Annotated in this window: 28 protein-coding genes; 6 read left to right on the top strand and 22 right to left on the bottom strand. The window is 27.4% G+C overall.

The genetic code is table 11. The features are described 5' to 3' along the window. Positions 1-20 precede the first annotated feature (20 nt). Positions 21-1082: a 5'-nucleotidase C-terminal domain-containing protein gene (locus ACZ5CK_RS08515; RefSeq protein WP_464581393.1), complete on the bottom strand. Its 1062-nt coding sequence runs from the start codon at positions 1080-1082 to the stop codon at positions 21-23. A gap of 304 nt (positions 1083-1386) precedes the next feature. Next, the gene (gene yfcE, locus ACZ5CK_RS08510; protein ID WP_464581392.1) at positions 1387-1944 is read right to left on the bottom strand and encodes a phosphodiesterase; all 558 of its coding nucleotides are present in this window, start codon (positions 1942-1944) and stop codon (positions 1387-1389) included. Positions 1945-2097: 153 nt separating this feature from the next. On the opposite strand from yfcE, the gene ACZ5CK_RS08505 reads away from it, so the two are divergent. Continuing rightward, positions 2098-2919 (top strand): MBL fold metallo-hydrolase, encoded by an 822-nt coding sequence (locus ACZ5CK_RS08505; protein WP_464581391.1) that lies wholly within the window; start codon positions 2098-2100, stop codon positions 2917-2919. A 39-nt stretch (positions 2920-2958) separates the two neighbouring features. Here the strand turns inward: ACZ5CK_RS08505 and malE are convergent, their stop codons facing one another. The 6 genes from malE to ACZ5CK_RS08475 form a co-directional block, all read right to left on the bottom strand. Further along, positions 2959-4167 carry a maltose/maltodextrin ABC transporter substrate-binding protein MalE gene (gene malE, locus ACZ5CK_RS08500; protein WP_464581390.1) on the bottom strand — a complete coding sequence of 403 codons (1209 nt, stop codon included), beginning with the start codon at positions 4165-4167 and terminating at the stop codon, positions 2959-2961. Between the two features lie 148 nt (positions 4168-4315). Further along, positions 4316-5368: a hypothetical protein gene (locus ACZ5CK_RS08495; RefSeq protein ID WP_464581389.1), complete on the bottom strand. Its 1053-nt coding sequence runs from the start codon at positions 5366-5368 to the stop codon at positions 4316-4318. Beyond that, on the bottom strand, positions 5365-6153 hold the full coding sequence (gene dprA / locus ACZ5CK_RS08490) for a DNA-processing protein DprA (protein ID WP_464582984.1): 789 nt from the start codon (positions 6151-6153) through the stop codon (positions 5365-5367). Before dprA ends, ACZ5CK_RS08495 begins: the two co-directional genes overlap by 4 nt. A gap of 41 nt (positions 6154-6194) precedes the next feature. Further along, positions 6195-6332 carry a hypothetical protein gene (locus ACZ5CK_RS08485; protein ID WP_464581388.1) on the bottom strand — a complete coding sequence of 46 codons (138 nt, stop codon included), beginning with the start codon at positions 6330-6332 and terminating at the stop codon, positions 6195-6197. Beyond that, positions 6319-6678, bottom strand: a complete 360-nt coding sequence (locus tag ACZ5CK_RS08480) for a DUF1622 domain-containing protein (protein ID WP_464581387.1) — start codon at positions 6676-6678, stop codon at positions 6319-6321. Before ACZ5CK_RS08480 ends, ACZ5CK_RS08485 begins: the two co-directional genes overlap by 14 nt. A gap of 92 nt (positions 6679-6770) precedes the next feature. Beyond that, on the bottom strand, positions 6771-7499 hold the full coding sequence (locus ACZ5CK_RS08475) for a WecB/TagA/CpsF family glycosyltransferase (RefSeq protein ID WP_464582983.1): 729 nt from the start codon (positions 7497-7499) through the stop codon (positions 6771-6773). Positions 7500-7744: 245 nt separating this feature from the next. On the opposite strand from ACZ5CK_RS08475, the gene lon reads away from it, so the two are divergent. Then, positions 7745-10108, top strand: coding sequence for an endopeptidase La (lon, locus tag ACZ5CK_RS08470; RefSeq protein WP_464581386.1), 2364 nt, complete (start codon positions 7745-7747; stop codon positions 10106-10108). A gap of 2 nt (positions 10109-10110) precedes the next feature. Then, on the top strand, positions 10111-10689 hold the full coding sequence (gene yihA, locus ACZ5CK_RS08465) for a ribosome biogenesis GTP-binding protein YihA/YsxC (protein ID WP_464581385.1): 579 nt from the start codon (positions 10111-10113) through the stop codon (positions 10687-10689). Between the two features lie 26 nt (positions 10690-10715). Here the strand turns inward: yihA and ACZ5CK_RS08460 are convergent, their stop codons facing one another. The 13 genes from ACZ5CK_RS08460 to ACZ5CK_RS08400 all read right to left on the bottom strand — a co-directional run bounded on the left by ACZ5CK_RS08460 (position 10716) and on the right by ACZ5CK_RS08400 (position 21242). Continuing rightward, complete coding sequence (locus ACZ5CK_RS08460) at positions 10716-11141, bottom strand: Fur family transcriptional regulator (protein ID WP_464581384.1); 426 nt, start codon at positions 11139-11141, stop codon at positions 10716-10718. Positions 11142-11245: 104 nt separating this feature from the next. Then, the gene (nusA, locus tag ACZ5CK_RS08455) at positions 11246-12271 is read right to left on the bottom strand and encodes a transcription termination factor NusA (protein ID WP_464581383.1); all 1026 of its coding nucleotides are present in this window, start codon (positions 12269-12271) and stop codon (positions 11246-11248) included. Positions 12272-12285: 14 nt separating this feature from the next. After that, the gene (locus ACZ5CK_RS08450) at positions 12286-12750 is read right to left on the bottom strand and encodes a ribosome maturation factor RimP (protein ID WP_464581382.1); all 465 of its coding nucleotides are present in this window, start codon (positions 12748-12750) and stop codon (positions 12286-12288) included. Between the two features lie 122 nt (positions 12751-12872). Then, positions 12873-15173 (bottom strand): DNA polymerase III subunit alpha, encoded by a 2301-nt coding sequence (gene dnaE / locus ACZ5CK_RS08445; protein WP_464581381.1) that lies wholly within the window; start codon positions 15171-15173, stop codon positions 12873-12875. An 89-nt stretch (positions 15174-15262) separates the two neighbouring features. After that, positions 15263-15457, bottom strand: coding sequence for a 50S ribosomal protein L28 (gene rpmB / locus ACZ5CK_RS08440; RefSeq protein WP_464581380.1), 195 nt, complete (start codon positions 15455-15457; stop codon positions 15263-15265). Positions 15458-15557: 100 nt separating this feature from the next. Continuing rightward, positions 15558-17072 (bottom strand): lysine--tRNA ligase, encoded by a 1515-nt coding sequence (gene lysS, locus ACZ5CK_RS08435; RefSeq protein ID WP_464581379.1) that lies wholly within the window; start codon positions 17070-17072, stop codon positions 15558-15560. Continuing rightward, positions 17059-17559 (bottom strand): transcription elongation factor GreA, encoded by a 501-nt coding sequence (gene greA, locus ACZ5CK_RS08430; RefSeq protein ID WP_464581378.1) that lies wholly within the window; start codon positions 17557-17559, stop codon positions 17059-17061. The genes lysS and greA overlap by 14 nt, the downstream gene beginning before the upstream one ends. 12 nt (positions 17560-17571) lie before the next feature. Beyond that, entirely contained in the window at positions 17572-18030 is a 459-nt protein-coding gene (gene nrdR / locus ACZ5CK_RS08425) for a transcriptional regulator NrdR (RefSeq protein WP_464581377.1), read from the bottom strand. Continuing rightward, the gene (whiA, locus tag ACZ5CK_RS08420) at positions 18027-18947 is read right to left on the bottom strand and encodes a DNA-binding protein WhiA (RefSeq protein ID WP_464581376.1); all 921 of its coding nucleotides are present in this window, start codon (positions 18945-18947) and stop codon (positions 18027-18029) included. The genes nrdR and whiA overlap by 4 nt, the downstream gene beginning before the upstream one ends. 4 nt (positions 18948-18951) lie before the next feature. Then, positions 18952-19827 (bottom strand): RNase adapter RapZ, encoded by an 876-nt coding sequence (rapZ, locus tag ACZ5CK_RS08415; protein WP_464581375.1) that lies wholly within the window; start codon positions 19825-19827, stop codon positions 18952-18954. Continuing rightward, positions 19814-20596, bottom strand: a complete 783-nt coding sequence (murI, locus tag ACZ5CK_RS08410) for a glutamate racemase (RefSeq protein ID WP_464581374.1) — start codon at positions 20594-20596, stop codon at positions 19814-19816. The genes rapZ and murI overlap by 14 nt, the downstream gene beginning before the upstream one ends. Positions 20597-20620: 24 nt before the next feature. Next, positions 20621-20887, bottom strand: a complete 267-nt coding sequence (gene zapA, locus ACZ5CK_RS08405; RefSeq protein ID WP_464581373.1) for a cell division protein ZapA — start codon at positions 20885-20887, stop codon at positions 20621-20623. A 22-nt stretch (positions 20888-20909) separates the two neighbouring features. Continuing rightward, positions 20910-21242 carry a hypothetical protein gene (locus ACZ5CK_RS08400; protein WP_464581372.1) on the bottom strand — a complete coding sequence of 111 codons (333 nt, stop codon included), beginning with the start codon at positions 21240-21242 and terminating at the stop codon, positions 20910-20912. Between the two features lie 142 nt (positions 21243-21384). On the opposite strand from ACZ5CK_RS08400, the gene yajC reads away from it, so the two are divergent. Genes yajC through secF form a run of 3 tightly spaced genes read left to right on the top strand, consistent with a single transcriptional unit; the run spans position 21385 to position 24107 of the window. Next, entirely contained in the window at positions 21385-21768 is a 384-nt protein-coding gene (gene yajC, locus ACZ5CK_RS08395) for a preprotein translocase subunit YajC (RefSeq protein ID WP_464581371.1), read from the top strand. Between the two features lie 18 nt (positions 21769-21786). Next, on the top strand, positions 21787-23199 hold the full coding sequence (secD, locus tag ACZ5CK_RS08390) for a protein translocase subunit SecD (RefSeq protein ID WP_464581370.1): 1413 nt from the start codon (positions 21787-21789) through the stop codon (positions 23197-23199). Then, positions 23199-24107, top strand: coding sequence for a protein translocase subunit SecF (secF, locus tag ACZ5CK_RS08385; RefSeq protein ID WP_464581369.1), 909 nt, complete (start codon positions 23199-23201; stop codon positions 24105-24107). The genes secD and secF overlap by 1 nt, the downstream gene beginning before the upstream one ends. Before the next feature lie 116 nt (positions 24108-24223). Here the strand turns inward: secF and ACZ5CK_RS08380 are convergent, their stop codons facing one another. Beyond that, positions 24224-25423 (bottom strand): flagellin N-terminal helical domain-containing protein, encoded by a 1200-nt coding sequence (locus ACZ5CK_RS08380; protein WP_464581368.1) that lies wholly within the window; start codon positions 25421-25423, stop codon positions 24224-24226. Positions 25424-25490: the final 67 nt, after the last annotated feature.

Here is a 25490-nt window from a genome sequence, read left to right as displayed (position 1 = left end):
CCCTGAAAATGGGGATTTTATTAATTATTAGAAATTATTGGTTTATAAATTATCAATTTTTGACCAATAAAGATTAAATCAGGATTTTTAATATTATTCCATTTTGCAATAGCATAAGGATTTACATTATACATTCTACCTAATTTAAATAATGTATCTCCAGATTTGACATTATACATAACATCTGTTGCAACATACCAATTATGATCAACTTTTGCTTCTATAACTTTATGCTCCATAATATAATCAGCCATCAATTCTGAAACTTCCATCATAACTTCTTTTACAACAGGTTTTCCAGCGAACATTGAGTATCCACCACCGCCACCTTCTCTATAATTGTTTAATACAATATCATATTCTTTATCCATTTTAACAGGTTTTCCCTCATATTCTAACCAAACAAATCTTTCTCCAACAGGTTTTTCAACATCAATAATGTAATTGATACCTTCCCACATATCATAATTATAATGCCTTGATTTTGGTTCTACCCATGATTTGTTTACATCTGCTTTACCATTTTTATATACAAAGTAATCTGCGCTTTTTTCTATAGCATCTTTTATATCTTTTCCTGTAACTCTTAATACTTTTAATGTGTTTGGATAAATATATACACCATTAATATCTCTTAATGTAATAGGACCTGACTTCCAACCTTTTATATCATTGTTAAATAATGCGGTTGAAGAAATTTTAACTCCGGAATATATTTGTTGAACTGTGTTTACAAATTCAATTAAAGGATGATCTGCCAATCTGACCTTTAATGGGTTATATACATAAAAATCGCCTTTAGCTGTACCTACTGGTTGATCTAACCATTTTTGAACTTTATCTTCATAATCTTGCACAAGAGCTAATACTTCTTTATCTGATTCTACTGTTTTTGAATCTAATAATTCAGCTTTTTTAGAAACTACTTTCCATTTACCATCAGAATTGTCAAGAGTTAGTTCAATTCTACCCACCTTTTTTCCCCAGCTACTTGGCATTGTAACTGCTACATTATTATATACACCGGAAATAGATCTGTGTTGGTGACCTGTTAATAATACATCAATACCAGGAACTTCCATTAATAACTGATAACCTTAATTTTCTCCAGTTAATTCTTCAGTTGGTTCTCCTGTATTCAAATCTCTTTCAAAACCACCATGATAGCCAACAATTAAAACATCAACTTTTTCTTGTTCTCTTAAAATTTTCACATATTTTTTTGTTACTGCTACTGTATCGTAAAAATCTAAATTTCTAATATTTTTTGGATCTTCCCAATGTGGTATATACTTTGTTGTTAAACCTAAAATTCCAATTTTTACACCCCTTATTTTTGTAGTGCAAATTTATTATATCGCTTTTTACAAAATAATAAAATATATATTAATAATATATATGTTTATATATTTCATCTTTCAGTATATCAATAAACTTGAAATTAATTTTGTTTTCGAGTATATCAATTATTAAAATACTATGTGGAGTATTTTCTTTTGGGATAGAAACACTTCCTGGATTTATTATGATTATTCCACTTTGTTCTTCATATTTAGAGATATGAGTATGTCCGTGAATCAAATATTGACATTTATATTTTTTTGTTAAAGAAATAGAATCCTCTAAATTAGGATCCCAACCATGTGTGAAGAAAAAATTATATGGGCCATAACTTTCTATAGAATAAGGTGTTGGTTCAGGAATGTTGAGTAATTTTAAATCAATAGGAGAATCACAGTTTCCAGTTATAAATGTTCTTTTTTTAAAATTTTTTAGTATTTCGGATAATTTCATGGGATCATAACCTTTTGGAAGAGGATTTCGAGGTCCATGATATAAATAATCACCTAAATGAATGATTCTATCAGCATCTTTTAAATAATTAAGTGCTTTTTCGAAATAAAATAGTGATCCATGAGTATCACTTATAATACCAAGTTTCATTTTTATCCCTCCTAATACAAATAATATTTTGATAGTCAACAATATTTTATCATAAAAATAGATTATAATAAATTCTATTAAAATTTAATATCAAGTTTATGTATGTGAAAATATGGTATAATTATAGAAACTAAAAGTTGAGGGGGAGAATATATGGAGATATTGTTCTTAGGTACAGCTGCATCTGAAGGTTTTCCAAATCCTTTTTGTTCATGTGAAAATTGTCAAAAAGCAAGAGAGAAAGGGAAAAAAAGTATAAGATTAAGATCGAGTATTTTAATTGATGAAAAACTTTTAATAGACTTTGGACCAGATTTAGTGGCTTCTGCAAATAGATTTGGGAAAGATTTATCTCAAGTCGAACATATATTAATAACTCATGGGCATTCAGATCATCTGTTTTTTAAAAATTTTGAATATAGGAATCCTATTTTTTCTGGTAATTATGAGGATTTGCCTCATGTTGATTTGATTGTTCCTGATAAATTAGGTTCTGTAATAAAAGAAAAGACAGAACTTCCAAAATTTAGTTTGATGTCTGTATCCCCATTTGTTACTATACATTTGAACGGATACGTTATATATACATTAAAGGCCAATCACACATCAGGATTTGGTGAAACGCCATTAAATTATTTAATTGAAAAAGATAAAGAAAAAATATTATATGCTGTTGATACCGGGTGCATATTGCCAGAAACTTTTAATTTTATTAAAGATAATTTAAATGGCAAAAAATTAAATGTAGTAATTTTAGATGCTACAATGGGATTTAATAAAAAATATGAATTTCATATGGGATACGAAGAAATTTTGCAAACTAAAAAAGATTTATATGATGAAGGTATAATCGATAATAATACAAAAATTGTTGTGACTCATTTCTCACATCTTCATAATCCGTCACATTCAGAACTTGAAAAAATATATCAGAAACATAATATAATTACAGCTTTTGATGGAATGAAAATATAAAATAATGGGCGACTTATTAAGCCGCCCATTATTTTATTATTATTTATTTATTGAAGTTTTAATTTTTTCAACAGCTTCTTTTAATGCTTGTGCAGGTTCTACTTGACCATTGATAATCTGGCTTAAAGCATCACCCATTGGTCCCCAAACTGAACCCATTTCAGGAACGTTAGGCATTGGTTCTCCGCCAGCTGCACTTTTAACAAAAGCATCAACTATTTCTTTAGGAACTGGTCCGCCTTTTTCTTCAATTATTTGTGCAACATCTGTTCTTGCTGGTAATCTTGGATCTGCTAAATAGAATTGATAAATACCATCTTTTGTAGCTAAGTAATTGATGATGAATTCTTTTGCTAATGCTTTATTTTCACTTCTTGCATTAACCATTAAACCTTGCACACCAACAAATGGTTTGCCAAAATGTCCATTTCCTAAGTCTAATTCTGTTAATGGTAATACACCAAAATCAATCCCAGCATTTATATAATCTTTTACTGCCCAAGGACCGTTGATTATCATTGCTGCTAAACCGTCTTTAAACATTGAATCCATTGTTCCGTAATTAGCACCTTGAGGAATTAAACCTTCATCGAAGAATGATTTTATTAATTCAGCACCTTTTATAGCGCCTTCATTATCTAATCCAATGTTGTTAACATCGTAACCATTTTCTTTTGACCATTTAAATACATATCCGCCATTTCCAGCTATAAATCCGTATGAGAAATAGAAGTTTCCAGCATCATAAACAAATCCTAATGTTTCATCTGTTGTGTATTCAGCTGCAACTTGTTTTAATTCTTCAATTGTTTTAGGTGGTTCCTCAACATAATCTTTATTATATAATAATGCAACAGCTTCAATAGCATATGGAACACCATATAATTTTCCATTAACCGTAAAAGCGTCTAATCCTGATTTAGCAAATTTATCAGTTTCAATAGCTGAAAATGGAATTGAATCGATTAATCCGTTTTCTACTAATTCTCCAACCCAATCGTGAGCACCAACTATAATATCTGGACCTTCGCCAGCTTGTGCAGCTGTTAAAAATTTGGATTTGATATCACCAAAATTTACTTGTTGAACTTCAACTAAAATCCCAGTATCCCTTGTAAACTTTTCACCAAATGTCTTCATGAAATCAACTTGCTTTTCTGAACACCAAACTACTATCTTATTTGAAACGGCAAAGATAGAAGTAAATGCAAATAATACTAATAATGCCAATACTGCAACTTTTTTCATCTTTTTAACCTCCCTTAACTTTTTTGATAAAAAAAATGTTACATTTAAATTATAACACAAAAACATAATATTTTCTATTGATTTATTTGTTTTTGTGTATTATTATATAATTTTATGAAGAAATATAAACGATTAAAGGCATAAAATGTTATTTTATAACCAAATTTACTATACTTTGAGAAATTAATTTTCTATCAGAAAAATATATATTATAAATTTCATCAGTAAATTTATCAGATTCGATTTCAAATATTGCATTTTCATTAGTGTATTCATAAGAAAAAACATTAAAATTATTTTTTAGTTTTGTATATATATTTTTATATTCCTCGTTAGAAATATTTAAAACTATAATTTGTATAGGAATACCATTTGCGAGGTAATCCATCCATTTTTTTAATATTTCTTTACCAAGTTTATCTCCTGCCATTTCTGAACTCTTTTTTATTGCAGTTCTCATCGCATTATCTATAGTGACATCTGATCCTCCGGACTCTGAAGAAATACTCGTAATTAATTTACCAGTAGACGTCCAATATGCTTTTAATGTAATTTTGCTCCGTGCTGTTTTTAGTCCATAATATTCTCCTGAATATTCAACATAAATATCACCTAAAACTAAAATATCTAAACCTTCTCCTGCTAATTTAAATTTATTAGAAACTTCTTTGATTCTATTAGAGTCAAATAAATTAAATCCATATTTATTTAATGAAGATTCTATAGATACTTCAAATGTTTTATCGTCTTTAAAATCTGGATTTGATATGTTATTTAAATAGACTCCTACTTTTGGTTTTTTCATTTGATGCAAAATGTAGAAAAAGTCATCATCACCAATATTTTCAGAAACTTTATATTTTACTTTTATAAAATAAATACCATTTTTTTCATATTTATCTATAATTTCAGAGCCTTTTATAAAACCATAAGTTTTAGATAAAATTGTTTTATCAACTAATTTAAAATTTTTAGTCTTTGTTTCATTGTAGATTTTCATACCTACAATATTCTGTAATGCTTGTACACGAGCATTTCTTTCTGCGTCTTCAAGGTTAGTACCCATACCCTCGACAATTATCTCTTTATAACCAGTGTTTTGAGAAGAAAAATATTCATAAGGTTCGCTTTTTGGCTGTGAGGAACACGAAACTAAAATGAAAAGTATTAAAATTAAAATGAAAAATATAAGTTTTTTCATGAGATACCCCCTTTTAAAAAGTAATTTCCATTACTTTCAATAATGATATTATTCATTGATAATATAGTTAATCTCTGAAGAATTGTAGAAGTTTCTTCTTTTGTAAAATAAATTATTTTTTCAAAAGTATTAAAACCATTATTTATAGCTTCTATGATTTTTTTATCAGTTTTATTTGTAATTTTTATATTATTAGGTATGTCAAGATTAAATAATTCTTTTAAGTGCTTATTTGAAATTATTGGAGTTGCCCCATTATAAATTAAGTTATTAGTACCTTCAGAATTTATTCTATTTATATCTCCTGGGATAGCATATACATCTATTCCAGATTCTAATGCTAATCTAGCTGTAATTAATGAACCACTTTTTTTAGCTGCTTCTATAACGATTATAGAACTACTTAATCCTACGATAATTCTATTTCTTTCAGGGAAGCGAAAAGGTTGTGCGGGAGTTCCAGGAGCATATTCAGAAACAATGCAACCATCATTTTCAATAATTTCATAATATAATTTTTTATTTGAAGATGGATAAGGTATATCAATTCCGCTCCCTAAAACAGCGATTGTCCCATTTTTTAAAGCTCCTTTATGAGAATAATAGTCAATTCCATAAGCCATTCCGCTAACTATTGGGTATTTTTTAGATAAAGTTTCTGAAAAAGATAAAGTAATATTTTTTCCGTAGGGTGTATTTTTTCTTGATCCTACAATTCCAATACATTCTTTTTTTAATAGTTCTGAGTTTCCTAATAAATAAAGAACTAATGGGGGATTAAAAATTCTTTTTAATTTTTCAGGATATTCATCATCAAAGTAAGTAATTATTTTAATTCTTTAAAAAAATCATGTAATTTGTTTTCATCCATTAAAGGTAATTTATTTTTTTTAATATTTTCTATAATTTTTTTATTTGATTCTTTTAAGAATTCTTTCATCCATATAATACTATTTTTCAACATTGTTTACATTCCCTTTGTGTTCTCTTATTTCCTTATTTAAGAAAAAATTTAATGTTGTTCTTATAGCAATTATTGTTGCAAGCTGTCCAATATCATTCCAAGTTGGTGCCACAGTTGTTTTTAAAATACTGGCTCCAATTAGAAAGCCTAAACCTAATGAGAAAGAGTTGCCTAATTCTAATCTGCTTTCCCAAATACTTTCTTCAGATTTCTGACCAAATAAAATATCTTTGAGAAATATTTTAAAACCACTTATCATTCCAAAAGCTATAACGATAATGGCTAATATATAGGAAATATCTGAAATAAAATTAACAGTTATTTCTACAATATGATGTAAAGTCATAAAACACCTCCCGCTCTTTTTAATATAATTTTATCATAAAAAAATAAAAAAGAAAAGAGCAATCCAAAAAGATTGCTCTTTATATGGTTCAACTAAAGATTTATAACTTCTAAGTTTATAGGCATTTCTTTTGATCTGTATATTTTAAAATAAAAATTCAATAAATCTGGTAATTTTTTAAGCCTTTTAGGTTCAGCAAGCATTCTATATAACCATTCTAAACCAAAAACTTGAAATAGTTTGGGCGCTCTAGTAACTTTTCCAGAAATAACATCAATGCTTCCTCCAACGCCCATAGCCATCTTTACATTTAATCTGTGCAAGTTTTTGTATATAAATTCTTCTTGTTTTGGAACACCCATTCCAACAAATAAAATTTCAGCTCCACTTGCGTTTATTATATCAATAACTTTATTGCTATTTTCAAAATAACCATTATGCACACCAACTATTTTAATATTTTCGTATTTTTCTTCTAATTTTATTTTAGCTTTTTCAGCAATTCCTGGTTGAGAGCCAAGTAAAAATATTTTGTGTTCTTGCCATTCACATATTTTTAACATCGTATCTATTCCAGGACATCTCTCGGTTTCGTATCCCCATTTTTTTAAATATTTAACTACACCAATTCCATCAGGAATAGAAACAGTAGAATTTTGAAGCTCATATTTATAATTGTTATTTTTAAAGTATTCTAAAAACATTAAAGCATTTAAGGTTACTACCCAGGTCTTTTCATCTGAGTTTATTTTTTCTTTTATGTAATTCCACATCTCGTCTTTTTTTCCTGATAAAAGTTTCAAACCAAATAGTTCTATCATATGTGTCACATCATTCCCACCTTTTTAATAATCGCTTCTATTTATTTTTTCTTTATTTTTACCTTAAATACCTAATAAATTACATTTATATATGTTAAAATATATTTGGGTTTATTATGATAGAGATTTTATCTTTTTGGATAATCTAATTGATATAAATAATTCTTTTTTTATATTTTATCATACTTATATCTTTATTTATTAATGCAAATGTTAATTTTATAATAAAAATGGAGGTTAAATATATGGATAATAAGAAAAGTATTATAGATAAATTTATTGACGAATCTTCTAAAGAAATAATACCAAATGATTTGCCAGTAATAGCAACTAGAGCTAAATTAGTTATTTTTCCTAATTCTATATTGCCAATGTTAATAGGAAGGAAGAAATCTATTAAAGCTCTAGAAGAATCTTTAGAAAAATATAATAATTTATTATTTTTTGTGTCTCAAAAAGATATAGAACTGGAAGAGCCTACTATTGACGATCTTTATAAAGTGGGTACTGTTGGAAGAATAGTGCAAATAGCAAAACTTCCTGATGGAGAATATAAGATATTAGTTGAAGGTTTAAAAAGAGCTGAAATAAAAAAAGTTTTAGAAGATAAAGAAATGTTTAGATTTGAAATTAAAACAATTGAAAGAAAATATAAGACTACAAAAATTTTGGAAGCTTTAGTAAGAAAAGTAAAAACTCTTTTTGAAAAATATATAAATTTAACGAAAAAGTTTCCGCAAGAGGCAATTATGGTATTGGAAGATACAAATGATCCTGAGGTAATAAGTGATTTAATTGCTTCTGTCTTGCCTCTTGAACTTGAAGAAAAACAAGAATTATTAGAAGAATTGCATCCTAAAAAAAGATTAGAATTAGAATTGGAAATTCTAACAAGAGAAATTGAATTGTTAGAAATAGAGGAAGTTTTAGAATCAAAAGTTAAAGAAAAAATAGAAAAGGGGCAAAAGGAATATTATTTAAGAGAAAAACTTAAGGCTATTCAAGAAGAATTATCTGGTGAAGCAGATGATGAATTAAAAGACATTAGGGAAAAAATAGAAGAATTAGAATTACCTGAATATGTAAAAGATAAAGCTGTACATGAATTAGGAAGATTAGAAAAAATGTCTCCATATTCTCCAGAAGCAAGCGTGGTAAGGACATATTTAGATTGGATAATTAATTTACCTTGGAATGAAAAAACAGAAGATAGGCTAAATATTAAAGAAGCAGAAGAAATTTTAAATAAAAATCACTATGGTTTAAAAGAACCAAAAGAAAGAATATTAGAATTTTTAGCTGTGAGAAAATTATCTGATAAGCCAAAATCACCAATTTTATGTTTTGTTGGAGCACCAGGTGTTGGGAAAACATCACTTGGTAAATCAGTGGCAGAAGCTTTAGGAAGAAAATTCGGAAGAATATCATTAGGTGGAATGAGGGATGAAGCTGAAATTAGAGGGCATAGAAGAACTTATGTTGGAGCCATGCCAGGTAGAATAATTCAATTAATGAAGAAATTAAAAGTAAAAAATCCTGTAATAGTTTTAGATGAAATTGATAAAATGGGTATATCTTATCAAGGGGACCCAGCAGCAGCATTATTAGAAGTTTTAGATCCTGAACAAAATAATAGTTTTGTTGATCATTATTTAGAAATTCCTTTTGATTTATCGGAAGTAATATTTATTACAACATCAAATGTTCTGCATACTATTCCAGATGCATTGAGGGATAGAATGGAAATAATAGAAATTCCTGGATATACTGATGCTGAAAAATATTATATAGCTAAAGATTATATAATTTCTAAATTGTTAAATGAACATGGGCTTAATAAAAAACAAATAAAGATAAATAAGCAGGCTTTATTAAAAATAATATCAGAATATACACGAGAAGCTGGTGTAAGATCATTAGAAAGAGTATTGGCTAAATTGATGAGAAAAGTTGCATTAAAAATTGCAGAAGGTGAAGAAAAAGTAATTGTTAAGGTAAATAATATTAAAGATTTTTTAGGGACACCACCTTATTTTAGACCAAGCAAACTTGAAGCTCCAGAAATAGGTGTTGCCACAGGTATGGCTTGGACGGCTTATGGTGGAGAAATATTGCAGGTTGAAACTTTAATAACTTCTGGAAAAGGGAAAATAATATTAACAGGTAAATTAGGCGATGTGATGAAAGAATCGGCACAAATTTCCTTAACATTGTCAAAAGCTATAATAGAAGAGAAAGATAAAACATTACTTGATAAATTTGAAAAATGCGATTTTCATATACATGTACCAGAAGGAGCTGTACCCAAAGATGGACCATCAGCTGGTGTTACTATAACTTCTTCTGTTATTTCAGCGATATTAAAAAAACCTATAAATAATGAAATTGCAATGACAGGAGAAATTACTTTAAAAGGTAAAGTTCTTCCAGTTGGAGGAATTAAAGAAAAATTATTATCGGCATATAGAAGTGGCATAAAAGAAGTAATAATACCAAAAGATAATGAAAGAGATCTTGAAAAAATTCCAGAAGAAATTTTAAGTAAAATAAAAATTAATACAGTAAGAAATATAAAAGAAGTATTAAGAATAGCATTAATGGAGGAATGAATATGTTTAAGAAAATAGAATTAGTAAAAACAGTTTATACAAAAGGAGAATATCCACCACCATTTGATAATGAAATAGCATTTGCTGGAAGATCAAATGTTGGTAAGTCAAGTCTTTTAAATAAATTATTCGGTATAAAAATTGCAAAAATAAGTTCTAATCCAGGTAAAACAAGATCAATAAATTTTTATAATGTTGATAATAAAGGATATCTTGTAGATTTACCTGGTTATGGTTTTGCTAATGTTTCAAAAGAAGAAAAGAAAAAGTGGGCTCAATTATTAGAAGATTATTTTGTAAATAGATATTCATTGCAGATGGTATTTTTACTTATAGATCATAGACATGAACCCCAAAAAAAAGATTTAGAAATGATACAATGGCTAAAAGAATTAGGGATCCCATTTATGATTGTTTTGACAAAAGTTGATAAAGTAAAGAAATCTGAAAGAATAAAAAAATTAAATATTATAAAATCAACATTATCTAAATATGGAGATTATATTTATTTTCCAGTATCTTCTAACACTGGAGAAGGTATAGGAGATTTAAAAAATGAAATAATTAGATTATTCAGATAAAAAAATAGCTGCACTTTGAGGTGCAGCTATTTGCATTCTGAACACATTCCATAAATTTTTAAGTCAAAATCTTTGATTTCAATATTTTCCATAGGAACTAAATCTTTAATTTTATCCTTATCAATATCTAATTTGATAGCTTTTCCACAATTCTCACATATAAATAAAACATTTGTTTCATCTTGAGCGTCTTCTATTAATTCGTATCTGGAAGTTCCATCTTCAAAATCGAATCTTCTAATTATACCCAATTCTTCTAATAAATCGATGCCTCTTTTTACTGTCATTTTGCTTGTTTTATGATTTTTTTTCTTTCTGATATTCATATATACATCATCTAAGCTTAAAAGTTGTCCTTTTGATTCAAGAAATATTTTTAAAATTAATTCTCTTTGAGCAGTCATTCTTTGTTTTTTGTCTCTAAGAACTTTTTTAAGAATTTGTTGGGACATAGTGTTCAATCCGCCTCCTCATATTTTAGTTCGATACAATTCTACAGCAAAAAAAATACTTTTTGATTTAAATAGTATTAAAATTGTGTTCCCCTTTATTTAAATCAAATGGTATGTATATCTATTTTCCAACCAGTAATTTTAGCTGCAGCTCTTGCGTTTTGACCGCCTTTACCTATTGCTAAGGAGAGTTGATTTTCAGGTACATGAACTAAAGCCATTCTATTTTTGTTGTCTAATTTAATGTTAACAACTTGAGCAGGAGCTAATGCATTTTTAATCAATTCTTCAATATCATCAGACCATTTAATAACATCTATTTTCTCCAAGTTTTTTAAATCTTCTAATATTTGACTAATTCTGACACCATTTTCTCCAATACATGCACCAACTGGATCTATTTTTGGATCTTCAGAATATACGGCAATTTTACTTCTTATTCCAGGTTCTCTATAAATTTTTTTAATTTTTACGATACCATCTTCAACTTCTGGTATATTCATTTTAAATAATTCTTCAACAAATTCTGGAACACTTCTAGAAACTAAAATTTTTGGTCCTTTAGTAGTTTTTTGAATACTTTTAATGTAAACTTTTATAATATCTCCCGAATATAGGGATTCCCCAGGTATCCATTCTTTTTGAGGTAATTTAGTTTCTAATTTACCGATTCTAATATCTGCATAATCTTTTGTTACTAATAAAACTTCTGCTGTAGTGATTTTTCCTTCTAAAGGCGAATATTTATGATATAAATTTTCCTTTTCAATTTCTCTTATACTTTGTTTTATTACTTGTTTTGCTGTTTGAGCAGCAATTCTTTTGAATTCTTTTTTCGGATTTATTTTTTTCCTAATATAATCACCAATATTCACTTTCGAATCGATTTTTTTTGCTTCTTCTAGAGAAATTTCTTCACCTTCATTTTCAACTTTTTCAACAACTTTTAAAATTTGATATATCGTTATTTCTCCATGGTTTTTATCAACAACAACTTCAACATTTTCCATTTCATAATTATTTTTATAAGCTTTTTCAATAGCTTTTTCAATTATTTCTAACAATATTTCTTTTTTTATATCCTTTTCTCTTTCTAATTCTTCTAAAGCCTCAATTAAAACAACATTCATTGTTACACCTCCTGTTATATATCGATTTCTAAATTTGCTCTTAGTATTTTTTCATAAGGTATTTTTATTAATTTTCCACCATCTTTTTCTTCAACAAAAACAGTGTTATTTTCAATATTTTTAATATAACCTTTGATTGCAGTTCGGTTTTCAATTCTTTCTTTTAATATTATTTTTGCTAATTTATCTTTAAACCTTATAAAATCATTGATATTTCTCAATGGTCTATCCAAACCTGGAGAACTTACGATTAAATCATAAGAAGTATCAATTAAATCTTTTTCATCCAAATAAGCTTCAAGTTCTCTAGAAAAATTTTCACATTCATCAATACCAACATAATCATCTAATTTGTCAATAATGACTTCTAATTTCAATTTTCTTCGTATTTTTTTTAATGAAATATCAAAAATTTCAAGACTCATATTTTTAGCAATTTCAATTGATTTTTCTTTTATCAAGTCTTTTATTTCTTTCATAAATGCACCTCCATATTATATAAAAGAGAGTTCGAGGGCTTTGCCCTCGAACATCTGTAATAATATTTCAAAAGTATTATATCACAATTTTTTTACAAAATCAAGTTCCAAAAAACATTATATTATAAATTATTATTTAATGAAAATCCATACACTTCTTTTTCAAAATTAATAATGTCTTCTTTTGTTGTTTTTATATTTTTTGTATTTTCAGTTATATTTTCTCCAAAAACATTGCTAAGTATTTTTTTTGATGTTTCACTGCTGTTCATTTCTATTTCAGAAATCATCCTTAATAATTTTCTTCTATTTTTGTCAAATATATTAAACACTCCAGCTTTTATCATTTGCTCAATTATATTTCTGGTTATTCCTATATTCTTTGCCCTTTTAATAAAATCTTCAAAAGATTTATACTGTCCATTCTTAGAAATATCAGAGTAAATAATGTTTTCAACAAATTCTCCTACGCCTTTAATAATTCTTAATGGGAGAAAAATTTTTTTATTTTCATATTTTCCATGTGGGAAATGTATATTAGGATGATGAATAGATATTTTGAATTTTTTTATTTCATTAAATAAACTAAATGTAAAACCTTTGAATTTGATATATTCTAGATAAAATCTTTCAGGATTAGAACTTTTTAAACTGGCAATCCAATAACTGATATGCGCATAGGCAACACTATGAGATTTATTAAAAGCGTATTGAGCAAAATTTTCAATCTTATTATATAGACTGTTAGCTTCATTAAAACCTATTTTTTTTGAAGCATTTTTAATAAATTTATTTTTCAAATCTTCTATTTTTTTAATCTCTTTTTTAGATATAGCTTTTCTAAAATTATCAGATTCTTCAGGGGATAGTTTTCCTAACTTTTGGGAAAGATACATAACCTGTTCTTGGAAAATCACAACACCTTTTGTTTCAGGTAGAAGTTTTTTTAAATAATCCTTACTATTTCCTTCTATATATTCATCAAACATACCAGAATTTAAAGGTCCAGGCCTATTTAATGCAAGTAATATATATAATTCTTCAAAATCTTTTGGTTGTAATTTTTTAGCTAAATTTTTAGCTAATTTAGATTCGAGTTGAAAAATTCCTTCAGTTAAACCTTTTGAAATTAAAGAATATGCTTTTTTATTATCGAGGTTATAAAAGCTCTCTTTTGAATATTTAAAATTTAATTTTTTTAATAAAGATAAGGTATCTAAAGATAATAAATCAAATTTTTCTATTCCAACTTCTTTAAGTTCATCCATTTCCCATAATGTAATTGGGATTTTTCTACTTCTATCAATAGGAATTTTATTTTTCAATAACCCATCTGATAACATTATTCCAGCAGCATGAACTGACTCAGCAATTTCTAAACCTTCTAAATAAAATGCTAGTGTATAAAAAGTTTTTAATTCTTTGTTTTGAGTATTGTATAATTGCATATTTTTAGGAGATCTTATAGGTTTGAAAAATTTTTCTGAATAATCGTAATCAAGAAATTCTTTTACTTTTTTAAATACGCTTTTACTCTTCATTTTTACATATGTTCTTACTTGAGCAATTTCAAAATAATTTGATAACGATTCTATTATTTCATCCCTTTTTTCAGATTCAACATCAAGGTCTATATCAGGTAATTCATGTCGAGATAAATTTAAGAACCTTTCAAAATATAGATTGTAACGGATTGGATCTATTAAAGTTATTCCAAGTAAATATACTACTAATGATCCTACCGCTGAACCCCTTCCGGGTCCTACTAAACTTCCAGTATTTTTAGCAACATCAACTATTTTTTTCACAGAAAGTATATAATCAGAAATGTTTAATTTTCTAATAGTTTCCAATTCATATTTTAATCTATCCATATATGAATCAGGTAATTTGCTTATTATTGGCAAAAGAGATTCATATAATTTTTTAAATCCGCCCATCTTTGGAATTCCAACATAAAAATCTTTCAAATTATATTTAAAGTCCATATTTGTAATTCTATTATATATATCTTTAGAAATATAATTTTCTATCCCGTAATCTTTCTTGATATAATCACCATCAATGTTATTAATGATTTTATTAAAGTTTTTAGTTGGATAAACAATTTTTTTATATATCAGATTTTTTGAAAAATATGGAATTGATATATTTTTGTTTATACCATTATATAATTTTATAATTTCTATTAAGTCCTTTGAATTAGAAGGAATAAAAACATTATTTTCGTATTCAAAAAGAATAGTTGGCTTTATATTAAATTGATTGCATAATTTTATAAATGAAATCCAAGATTTAGGATGATTTTCTAAAATAGCAATACCATCATAATGAAATCGTTTTGCCAATGGTATTAAATCCCTTATTTGAATATAGGATTCTCCGATTGATTTTGAAGTAACAATAGGTCCTAATATTTTCAAATTATCACCTTCATTTATATACATAATTTGATATTTATTATCTATATTATAACATAAAAAGCGCCTTTAAGGCGCTTTATTATATTGTTTTATATAGCTCTTTTAACTTTGCCTGCTTTTAAACAACTTGTACAAACATTCATTCTTTTAACTGTTCCATCTTCTAAAACAACTTTAACTTTTTGTATATTTGGTTTCCACCATCTTCTTGTTGTAACTTTTGAGTGAGCAACACTATTTCCAGCTGTAGGTCTTTTTCCACAGATTTCACAAACTCTAGCCATTTCAATCAGCCTCCTGTATATTTTAATTATTATTTTATACATTTTATACCTAGTATATTATATACATAAAGATGAATTTAATATTTAAATAAGGTTAAAATTATTCGTCGGAATTAAATAAATTTTCCTCATCCTCAAATCTCATTGGTTTTACAATAGGATAAGCAATAACATCCCTTATAGTTTCAGCATTAGTTAAGAACATTACAAATCTATCAATTCCTATTCCTAAACCACCAGTTGGGGGGAGTCCATACTCTAAAGCTCTAACAAAATCTAAATCCATCATTTGAGCTTCTTCATCACCCATGTCTTTTAATTCAACTTGTTTCTTAAATCTTTGTAATTGGTCAACGGGATCATTTAATTCACTAAAAGCATTTGCTAATTCTCTTCCATGTATTATAAGTTCAAATCTTTCAGTAACTCTTGGATCTTCTCTATGTCTTTTTGCTAATGGGGAGATTTCAACAGGATGTTCTAATACAAATGTTGGTTGAATAACATGATGTTCTACTAATGACCATAATTCATCAATATAATGCCCTTTATCTTCAACCATTACATCTACGCCATTTTCTTTTAGAACTTCTACTAATTTTTCATCTGGATCTTCTAAAATATCAACATCCAAGTGTTCTTTTATAAAGTCTCTCATTTTTACTCTTTTGAATGGTGGTGTGAAGTCAATTTCTACACCTTGATAATTAATTTTAGTTGTTCCATGTATTTTTTTTACAACATAAGAGAGAACTTCTTCTGTTATTTTCATCATATCAGTATAATCTGCATAAGCTTGATATAATTCCATCATCGTAAATTCTGGATTGTGTTTATATGAAACACCTTCATTTCTAAAATTCTTTCCAATTTCGTATATTTTTTCCATACCGCCAACTACTAATCTTTTTAAATACAATTCTGGAGCAATTCTTAAATACATATCTGTATCATAAACATTTAAGTGAGTAACAAAAGGTCTTGCATTAGCACCACCTAAAATGGGATGTAATGTTGGGGTTTCTACTTCTATAAACCCTTTTGAATTTAAAAATTCTCTAATATATCTAATTGCCTTAAATCTAGTTACAAAAGTTTTTAAAGTATCATCATTTGCAATCATATCTACATATCTTTGCCTGTATTTAACTTCTTTATCTTTTAATCCATGCCATTTTTCAGGTAATGGTCTTAAAGCTTTTGAAAGTATTTCAAAATTAAGTACTAACAATGTTAATTCCCCAGTATGTGTTTTGAATGGGAATCCTTCAATTCCAACCCAATCACCAATATCCATATATTTTTTAAATTCATCATATTTTCCTTCTGGAACTTTATCTTTTCTAATATATGCTTGAATTCTTCCTGTATCATCTTTTAAAACAAAAAAAGCGGATTTTCCATGTTTCCTTATTGACATAACTCTTCCAGCAAATTTAAATACATCGTTTTCTAATAATTCTCCAGCATCTATATGGTTGTATTTTTTCTTTATTTCTTCAACCTTCATTTCTTTTTCATATCTGTATGGATATGGATTTTTCCCTTCTTTACGTAATTCCTCTATCAATTTTAATCTTTGCTCTCTTAAATCGCTCAAATCAAGCACCTCCATATTTTAATATAGCTAAAATTTCAATTTCTCTTTCTTTATTTGATGGTGTTTTGAATTTTACTCTATCACCAATTCTTTTTTTCAATAATGCTCTACCTAATGGAGATTCAGAACTAATTTTTTTAGGATTTGAAAAAATATCGGCTTCTTGTGAGTTTACTATTTTATATGTTTCTTCAATATTTTTATTCAAATCTTTAACAATTACAGTATTGCCAAGATTTACCTCTTCTGTATTACTTTCTGATTCATCAATAACTTCAGCATTATCCAAAATATAGTCTATTTCTTTAATTCTTGAATCAATTTTACCCTGTTCATTTTTTGCTTCTTCATATTCACTGTTTTCTGATAAATCACCTAATTCTCTTGCTTCTTTAATTCTTTCAGCAATTTCAGTCATTAATTTCTTTTTTAATTCTTCTTTTTCTTTTATAAGATTTTCATAACCTTCTCTTGTCAATTGTATTTTTTCGCCTGGAACCATATTTAAACCTCCTTAATTTTCTTTTTTTCTTAAATCATTTATTATTTTTACGAAATGGTCAAGATCACCGAATTCTTTATATACTGAAGCAAATCTAACATAAGCCACATGATCCAGACTTTTTAATTCATTCATAACCATATCACCAATTTTTACACTTTCTATTTCAGATATTCCTAATTTTCTTATATTTTCTTCAATTTGAGCAGCAATATTTTCTAATTGTTCGTATGAAATAGTTCTTTTATAACATGCTTTTATTAACCCATTCAATATTTTTTGTCTATCAAAAACTTCCCTCTGACCATTCTTTTTTATAACAAAAATTTTATGAGTTTCATATCTTTCATAAGTTGTAAATCTACTATTGCATTTTAAGCATTCGCGTCTCCTTCTGGTAACAGTTCCTTCTGCGATTGTTCTAGAGTCAAGCACTCTAGTTTCTTCATAACCGCAATATGGACATTTCAAATTTTTTCACCTCTTCTTAATTTGTTAGCTAATTTTTCTATTTTTTTCATTTTATAATACAGTGTTGATTTCGATAAATTCAAGTTCTCAGCCATTTCGCTCAAACTATCACTTTCATTTTCTAATCTATATAATGCTACTTCTTTTAAATCATCAGGTAAATTATCAAGTCCGTATTTATCAATAATAAATTTAATATTTTTAATCTGTCTTGAAGCGCTGTCCGCAGTTTTATTAGCATTTGCAGAAATAAAATTAAATGTTCGAGATACGTTACTTTTTAATTCGCGAACTTTTATAGTATTAGCAATTTTTTCAACAGAATTATGTGCTCCTATCAATTCCAATGTATTTAAAATATCTTTTGAAGATTTAACATATATCTTTATTTTATTATTTTTAGTTATATAATTAGCTTTGATTCCTATAAGATTTTGTAAATTTTTTATTATCATTTGAGCAAAATTTTCTGTAAAATCAGAAAAAATTTCTAGATGATAGTTTTTTGTTATTGAAACAGATCCACAACTTAAAAATAATCCCCTTAAAAATATACCAAATAAATATGGATCATTAGATATATATTTTGGTATAGAATCAGAAAAAATATCTATTTTTTTTTCGTCAAATATTATTTTTGCATGCATGAGATTAAAATAGAGCTCTCCCATTCTTCCTAACTTTAATCTTTTCTCAACTTTAATATAAGTTGTAATCCACTCTTTAAAAAGCTCTTTTGAAAGTTTATAAACTCGTTTTAAAGTGTTCATAGAGGATATTGATAATTTTAAAAAATGATTACTATCTTCTATAACAAAACTTCCTTTACCTTTTATAAATCCAAATAATTCAACCTCAGGATGTTCTATTTCTAAGTTTGATAATTCTAGTTTTACATCTTCAGAAAAAATAGACATAATCTCACCTGTTAATATCTCGATGGAATATTGATACATTGGAGTTTTTATTTTTTAGCAATTCATATACTTTTTCAGCAACATATACAGAACGGTGTTTCCCACCTGTGCAGCCTATTCCAACATTTATAGATACTCTTCCTGTAGCGGAATACCATTTTTGCACTTTAAGTAAAAAGTCATTTATAGATTCTACAATTTGATGAGTTTCTTCAAAATTTTCTAAATATTCCTTTATTTCCTTATCTTTGCCTGTTTGAATAAAAAGTTCTTTAATATAATATGGGTTAGGGAGAAATCTCACATCAAATAGATAATCCAGATCATGAGGTGTTGAATATTTAAATCCAAAACTTATTATTTTAATTTTAGTTATATTCTTTTTTGTGTTTTGCAATATATCTAAAATTTTTTCTCTAAACATAGATGGCTCAAGATTTGTTGTATCAATTATAATATCTGATATTTCTTTTATTGGAGTCATAAGTTCAATCTCTTTGTCTATAGCTTCATCTAAAGATAAAGCATTGTTCTGTAATGGATGACCTCTCCTTGATTTCATAAATCTAATTTTAATTGTTTCAATAGAAGAGTCAAGAAAAATAATTTTAAATGTAATATCTGGCGAATTTAAAAACTTTTCTCTAAGAATTAAAATTTTTGATTTCAATTCTTCTGAATTTTTCCATCTTATATCACTTACAAAAGCTACATTTTCAATGTCAGATGTATTCAATAACATTATTAAAAAATTTTCAATTAAATGAGGTGGAATATTATCTATTGTGTAATAATTAAGATCTTCTAAAATCTTTAATATAGTTGTTTTTCCAGCACCTGATAATCCTGTTATTAGTAAAATTTTTCTATTTTTTTTCATTAAACCACTCCAATTCTTCTAAAACAAGTGAGGAATATTCAATATAATGTAACCTACCCATAATTCTTTCTGAATTATGTTTAAATTTATTTATATCACCAGAAATTAAAAATTTAATTTTTGGCATTGAATTTATAATAGGTAAAAAATATTTTAAATTTTCAATAATTCCATCAGCAGGATCAATAATTTTACCTCTAATAGTCTTTTTTATATGTTTTTCTAAAATTGGATAATGAGTGCAACCTAAAATTATTTTATCATAAGATTTTTGCTTTTTTAAGTAAAAATTTACAATGGATTCAGCGATTGGTCCATGCCAAATTCCTTCTTCTATCAATGGAACAAATAATGGGCATGCAATTTCACTTATTTTCACATTTTTTGAAGCAAGTAATTCTCTATATGTGCCTGTTTTAATGGTATTCTCTGTAGCTAATAATAAAACATTTTCATAAGCATTTATTTGAGAAATTGCATTCTTTAAAATGCTAATATACTTAAAATTATATTGAGACATATCAATATAATTTTTTAATATTATAGAATCTGAAGTATTACATGCTGCAACTACAATATCAATTCCTATCGAATCATAATAATAAAATAATCTTTTTAAAATATCGATTATTTTTTCAATAGGTTTTGAACCATATGGAACATTTAATGTATCTCCAAAATAAAAATATTGGTGGCCTTTGAAGGTATTGACCACCTTTTTAAGAACAGTTAATCCACCTATTCCCGAATCAAAAAAACCTATTTTCATTTTTACAACACCACCATATAAATACTATTTGTTATGGGAGACATTAGAGACTTTATCAATAAGTTCTTTTAAACCATTTTTCAATTCCAATTTTTCGAGATGTTCATTTAATAATAAAAGTAAAAGTATATGAACAATATCTGGATTGTTCATCCTAGCATATATGTTTTCAACATTTTCTTTTATATTTTCTAATATTTCATTAACAACATCTTCTGATTCATCTGTAATAAAATCATATTTTTTACCCATTAAATCAAAATATATATGTTTTTGTCCCTTGTCTCCCACAAAATTCACCGCCTATAAAATATTACCATTTTGGTTCTTCATAGGATGACTTTTCTTCGTTGTTTTCTTCATTATTTTCTAGTTCGATATTAGCTGGTGCTTCTTCATTATTTTCTTCACCTAAAATTTCTTTTAGTTTGTAATTAATTTCTTGAATATATTTTTCCATTTCTTCTTCGTTCTTTTTGAATTCTTCAATTTGATTCTTCAATAAGTCCCGTTCTCTTGTTAAGTTTTCATATTCTGTATAAAGTTCTTCGCTTTCTTTCTTTAGAGAATCTCTTTCCGCCTTTACTTTGTTATACTTTTCAGTTAAATTGTTAATAATACTTTCAAGTTCTTTTAAAAGTTCCATTTTCATACCCCCTTATTCTTTTTCAATAATTTTTTCCACATAAATAATAAATTTCCCTCTTAATTATATCATAAAAATTTCCATAAATCACAAATCTGTGTTATAATATTCTAAGAAAAAATTAATTTGGAGGTGAAGTTTTATGAATATTCATAGTTTAACAGATTTTTTATTTTTTGGACCACCAGAAGCAGCAGCACCACAAACCACAACAGGAGCAGCTGCAACGACTGCTTCAGGTAGTATATGGAGTTTATTGTTTCCATTTATTTTAATCTTTGGTTTAATGTATTTCTTGATAATAATGCCACAGAAGAGGCAAGAAAAAAAGCATAGAGATATGTTATCAAAACTAAAAAAAGATGATAAAATCATGACATCTTCTGGAATAATTGGAAAAATAGTAAGTATTAATAATGACTATGTAAGAATAAGAACAGCAGACAAAACTGAATTAGATATTACAAAAAGTTCAATAGCCGCAATTCTTTCCAAGTCAAATAAAGAAGAAGAAAACAAAAAGTAATATTCGAGGGGGTTGATTTTGTTGAAAACACATAACATAAGGGTAATTATTTCTGTAATTGTCATACTAACAGCCTTGTTGATGTTTTTTTGGCCATCTAAGACAAGTTCTGAAAATACAGGTGTTTTAAAGTATTTTTCAAATATAAAATTAGGATTAGATATTAAAGGCGGAAGTATGTTGGAATATAATATGAAGCTTGATCAAGGCACGGATCCAAATGAAATAATAGACAATGTTATTTTAGTATTAAGAAAGAGATTAGATGCTGCAGGATATACTGAAGCTGTAGTTACTAAAGTTGTTAGCGGTAATAAAATAAGAGTTAGAGTAGAAATTCCAGGTATTACAGATATTGAAGAAGCAGAAAAATTAATAGGTAGTAGAGGTAAATTATATTTTGCAGAAGTTATAGATGTTACAACTTCAGATACAAAACCAGAAGTTAGAAGGAATAAATATGTTGTTATAAATGGAAAAGAAGAACCATTATACGATTATGTAAGAGATATGTATGATGAAACTACATGGTATAAAGTTCAAAAATATTTTACTTTTGGAAAAGAACCATTTGAATTTACTGGTGCAGAAGTTGTAGATGCAAATGCAGATATTAACACAAGAGGAAAAGGATTTTTAGTAAATTTGAAATTTAGTTCTAAAGGAAGCAAAAATTTTGAATTGATAACTGGTAATTTAGTGGGAAAAAGATTAGCAATTGTTTTAGATAATAGAGTAATTATTGCTCCAACTGTAAATCAAAAGATAACAAGTAGTTCAGCTGTTATTGAAGGAATTCAAACAATAGAAGAAGCAAGGAATGTTGCAGCTTTAATTAAAGCTGGTAATTTACCTGTTGATTTGGTAAAATTCCAAGAAAGAACTACTGGTCCAACATTAGGTAAGGATGTAGTAGAAACTATAATAAAAGCTGGATTATTAGGATTAGTTGTTGTTATGGTATACATGATAGCATTTTATGGTTGGATGGGTGTAGTTGCAGATATCGTATTATTATTTAACTCAGTATTGTTATTGGGTGTTTTAGCGGGAACTCACGCAATTTTAACCTTACCAGGTTTAGCAGGTATTATTTTGACTTTTGGTACAACCGTAGATGGTAATGTTATTATTTATGAAAGAATTAAAGAAGAATTAAGGCATGGAAGACCTCCATTAACAGCCGTTAGATTTGGTTTTGATAAAGCATTTTGGACTCTTTTTGATGCAAATTTAACAACAGTATTAGCAGGTGTTGTTTTATACTACTTCGCAACAGGTACAGTAAGGGGATTTGCTGTTACATTGATAATTGGTGTTTTAGGTAGTATGTTCACAAATCTTGTTGTATCTAGAGCAATATTAGAAACATCAAGCCATTTAATCAATACTAAGAAATATCAAAAAGCGGCTGTAGAGGAGGGAAAATAATGATTGATTTCGTTGGGAAAAGAAAAGTATTTATTTCTCTTTCACTATTATTAATTGTGGTTAGTTTAATATTTGTATTTACAAAAGGATTTAATTTAGGTGTTGATTTTGCAGGTGGAACAGAATTTATCATATCTTCTGATAAAGAGGTTACTATAGATGATATTAGAAATGTTTTAACAAATATTAACTCAGATTATGCAACTGCTAAAATAGCAAAATTAAAAGATTTAAGTGTAGAAAACTCTAAATTATCCCAATATATGATAGTTTTAAAAGAATCATTATCAGGTTCTACTGAGTTAAAAGAAACATTAATAAAATCTTTAACAAAAGAGTTCAAGGATAAAGGCGTAACAATTAATTTTTTAGAGTTTAATGATGTTTCAGGTTTTGCAGCTCAAGAAATTAAATCTTATGCATGGTATGCAGTAATTATTTCTTTGATATTGCTGTTGGCATATATAACATTAAGATTTAAATTTTCTTTTGGTGTTGGAGCTATATTAGCTTTAGCTCATGATATAATCATTACAATGGGATTTTATTCTATATTTAATATAGAGATTAATGTTGCTGCAATAGCTGCATTTTTAACATTAGCAGGTTATTCTTTAAATGATACTATCGTTGTTTATGATAAGATTAGAGAAAATATGAAAAAGTTAAGAGGTAAAAAGAGTATAGAAGAAATTGTTAATACAAGTATTAATGAAGTTATTGTAAGATCTATTAATACATCATTAACAACATTTTTGGTAATTTTACCAATATTGATTTGGGGTGGAAAGGCAATAGCACCATTTGCATTTGGATTAGCAGTAGGTGTTGTTGTTGGAACATATTCCTCATTATATATTGCAAGTCCTATAGTTATTGGTTGGATAAAAAAGACGAAAGTATATTAAAAAGTATATTATATATGCTAAAACTCTCTTCCAATTTGGAAGAGAGTTTTGGTTTGTAGACAAAGTTCAAAATAAAATAAAAAAGGGCGAATCCATTCGCCCTTTAAAAATAGTTATTATCTTAATAATTGCAATACTTGTTGAGGTAATTGATTAGCTTGAGATAACATAGCAGTACCAGATTGCATAAGAATTTGTTCTCGAGTGTATTGAGCCATAACCTTAGCCATATCAGCATCTCTAATTCTTGACTCAGCAGCAGTTAAGTTTTCAGAAGCTACACCTAAATTCTTGATAGTATGTTCAAGCCTATTTTGAGCAGCACCTAATTTAGCTCTGAAAGCAGAAACCTTATATACTGCAGCATCTATAGCACTTACAGCAAACTCAGCGCCACTTTGTGAATCGATCTTAACGGTTGATGTAATACCGAGGTCATCAGCCTTCATGCTTTCAAATCCCATGTTGATAACTTGACCTTCATTTGCACCTATATGGAAGTTTAATGGTTCAACTCCTGTAGAACCAGCTGTAACTTGACCATAAGCTACAATTGCTGCACCATCAACTTTTGTTCCTGAAGCTAATGTTCCACCGTAGTCATCGATTTTCGCAATTTGGTTAGTATCCCATTTAATAGTTACAGTTCCTCCTCCAGCTACAGTAACTTGAATGCTTCCTGCGCCTACACTAACAATAGAAGAACCTACAGTTGTTACACCATTGGAATCAATTCTTTTAACTAAAACATCTAGTTGTGATGTAGCTCCACCACTAAATTGACCAACTTCTATAACGAAATTTGCATCATTTGTCATACTTGCAGAGAATGTACCAACCTCAAAGTGTGCAGAACCAGGAGATACTAACTTTACATCAGCATTTCTTGTTTCTTTCAAAGAACCATCTAACAAGTTTTTTGTATTAAATTGTGTAGTTTTTGCTATTCTATTGATTTCATCTCGTAATTCTGTAAATTCATTTTGCAATTGAACTCTGTCAGCATCAGTATTTGTATCTGTGGATGCTTGAACAGCAAGTTCTCTCATACGCTTTAAAATTGAATGGATTTCATCTAATCCACCTTCTGCAGTTTGAATCATAGAAATAGCGTCCTGAGCATTTCTTGTAGCAGTGTCTAAACCTTTAATTTGATTTCTCATTTTTTCAGAGATAGCTAAACCTGCTGCATCATCAGCTGCTCTGTTGATTCTTAGACCAGAAGATAATTTTTCGAGTGATTTACTCATTTCACTCTTAACACCACTTAATGTTCTCCAAGCGTTTAAAGCTTCCATATTGTGATAAATTCTCATAATTTCACCTCCGTGTGAAATGTAATATTTTTCCAACTGTTATATATTTCGTCTGTTTTTTAATAAA

This window comes from Marinitoga okinawensis (genome assembly GCF_055387075.1).
The sequence above is the reverse complement of the archived record's forward strand: the minus strand, read 5'-3'. Positions and strand labels throughout refer to the sequence as shown.